The organism is Neisseria sp. P0022.S010, assembly GCF_051956635.1.
Map to the genome: position 1 here is coordinate 1 of NZ_JBQCXF010000418.1, position 2,652 is coordinate 2,652.

3 protein-coding genes are annotated in these 2,652 nt (G+C 54.4%); all 3 read left to right on the top strand.

The window, feature by feature from the left end; genetic code table 11:
• Positions 1-461 (top strand): cell division ATP-binding protein FtsE (locus tag ACTHUT_RS17585; protein WP_440419220.1); only part of this gene is annotated, 461 nt, incomplete at its 5' end.
• Positions 458-1,375, top strand: coding sequence for a permease-like cell division protein FtsX (gene ftsX, locus ACTHUT_RS17590; RefSeq protein ID WP_440385881.1), 918 nt, complete (start codon positions 458-460; stop codon positions 1,373-1,375). The genes ACTHUT_RS17585 and ftsX, both read left to right, overlap by 4 nt.
• 196 nt (positions 1,376-1,571) lie before the next feature.
• Positions 1,572-2,652, top strand: a 1,081-nt coding sequence (gene murA, locus ACTHUT_RS17595) for a UDP-N-acetylglucosamine 1-carboxyvinyltransferase (protein WP_440419222.1), incomplete at its 3' end; no start/stop codon positions are given.

The following is a 2,652-nucleotide window of genomic DNA, read 5'->3' on the forward strand; positions in this document are numbered from 1 at the left end:
AAGACCTCGGCACCTTGAGCGACAATCAGATCGGCTTTATGCGCCAACATATCGGCATTGTCTTCCAAGACCACAAAATCCTCTACGACCGCAATGTCTTGCAAAACGTTATCCTGCCTTTGCGGATTGGCGGCTACCAGCCGCGCAAAGCGGAAGAGCGTGCGCGTATTGCGATTGAGAAAGTCGGCTTGAAAGGCCGCGAAAACGATATGCCCATCACTTTGTCCGGCGGCGAACAGCAGCGTTTGTGCATCGCGCGCGCAGTGGTTCACCAACCCAGCCTGCTGATTGCCGACGAGCCATCCGCCAGTCTCGACCGCGCCTACGCGCTGGATATTATGGAATTGTTTAAAACCTTCCATGAAGCAGGCACGACCGTGATTGTTGCGGCGCACGATGAAACGCTGATGGCGGATTACGGCCACCGCGTCTTGCGCCTGCAGAAAGGACGCCTCGCATGAGTATGATTCACTACATCTCGTTACACGTCGAATCGGCGCGCGCCGCACTCAAAGAACTTCTGCGCCAACCCATCGGCACGTTGCTGACCCTGTTCATGCTTGCCGTTGCCATGACCTTGCCGCTGTTTATGTATTTGGGTATCCAAAGCGGACAAAGCGTGTTGGGCAAACTTAACGAATCGCCACAGATTACGGTTTATATGGACACCGATGCGGCAAGTTCTGATGCCGATACGGTGAAAAACCTGCTCCAACGCGACAGCCGTATCGATAAAGTCCGCTTTATCAGCAAGCAGGAAGGTTTGGAAGAATTGCAGACCAATCTCGACCAAAACCTCGTTTCCATGCTCGATGGCAACCCGTTGCCCGACGTCTTTATCGTTACGCCCGACCCTGCCACTTCGCCGAATCAGATGCAGGCCATCTATAAAGACATTACCAAGCTGCCGCGCGTCGAATCGGCAACCATGGATACGGAATGGGTACAAACCCTTTATCGTATTAACGAATTTATCCGCAAGATTTTGTGGTTCCTCTCGCTGACATTGGGCATGGCCTTTGTCTTAGTGGCACACAACACCATCCGCCTGCAAATCCTCAGCCGTAAGGAAGAGCTGGAAATCACCAAGCTTTTGGGTGCGCCCGCTTCCTTCATCCGCCGTCCTTTCCTTTATCAGGCAATGTGGCAGAGTATTTTCTCCGCCGCCGTCAGCCTGGGCTTGTCGGCTTGGCTTTTGGCCGAAGTACGGCCGCTGGTGGACGCGATTTTCAAACCCTACGGTCTGAACATCGGCTGGCGTTTCTTCACATTTAGCGAAGTGTCGCTGGTATTCGGCTTCGTCATCGCGCTGGGCGTATTCGGCGCATGGCTGGCCACCACGCAACACCTTTTAGGCTTCAAAGCCAAAAAATAAGCCTTGGCAAACAGGCCGTCTGAACCATTCAGACGGCCTGAAATCTTATCCTTTCGCAACGTAAACAAACCTTGTGAAAATTTAATACTGCCAAATCTAACAGCAAGGGCATAATCCCTTATAATTGATGGTTTATTACCCATCTCATTTCATTTGTGCGGCATAAACCGTGCAGACAAATAACGAAAGACATCCTGTGGACAAACTCAAAATCTCTGCCAACGGCCCCCTCAACGGCGAAATCACCGTATCCGGCGCGAAAAACGCCGCCCTGCCGCTGATGTGTGCTGGTCTGCTGACTTCCGGCACTTTACGCCTGAAAAACGTACCCATGCTCGCCGACGTCAAAACCACTCAAAAACTGCTGCAAGGCATGGGCGCACGTGTTTTGACCGACAACATTTCCGAATTTGAAATCAACGGCGGCACAGTCAACAACACCTGCGCACCTTATGAGCTGGTGAAAACCATGCGCGCATCCATCTTGGTTTTGGGCCCGACCCTCGCCCGCTTCGGCGAAGCCCAAGTCAGCCTGCCCGGCGGCTGCGCCATCGGTTCGCGCCCGGTTGACCAACACCTCAAAGGTCTCGAAACCATGGGGGCGGAAATCACCATCGAACACGGTTACGTCAAAGCCAAAGGCCGTCTGAAAGGCACGCGCGTCACCATGGACGTCGTGACCGTAGGCGGTACCGAAAACCTGCTGATGGCGGCCACGCTTGCCGAAGGCACCACCATCCTCGAAAACTGCGCCATCGAGCCCGAAGTCGTCGATTTGGCCGAATGCCTCGTCAAAATGGGTGCAAAAATCAGCGGCATCGGTACAGCAACCATGACCATCGAAGGCGTAAAAGAACTGCACGGCTGCGAACACAGCGTCGTTCCCGACCGTATTGAAGCCGGTACCTTCCTCTGCGCCGTCGCCATGACCGGCGGCAAAGTCGTCCTGCGCAATGCCGCCCCAAAAACCATGGAAGTCGTGCTAAACAAACTGACCGAAGCAGGCGCCATCATCGAAGCAGGCGACAACTGGATTTCCATCGACATGCAGCAACGCCCCAAAGCCGTGGACATCCGCACCGTCGTCCACCCAGGCTTCCCAACCGACATGCAGGCGCAGTTTATGGCCATGAACGCCATTGCCGAAGGCAGCAGCCGCGTGGTGGAAACCATTTTTGAAAACCGCTTCATGCACGTTCCCGAACTCAACCGCATGGGCGCAGACATCACCACCGAAGGCAACACCGCCTACATCAAAGGCGTGGAAAAACTCTCCG

What these genes read in the sequence shown, in the direction of transcription:
- ftsX (WP_440385881.1), top strand. Translation starts at nt 458, where the DNA reads ATGAGTATGATTCACTACATCTCGTTACACGTCGAATCGGCGCGCGCC.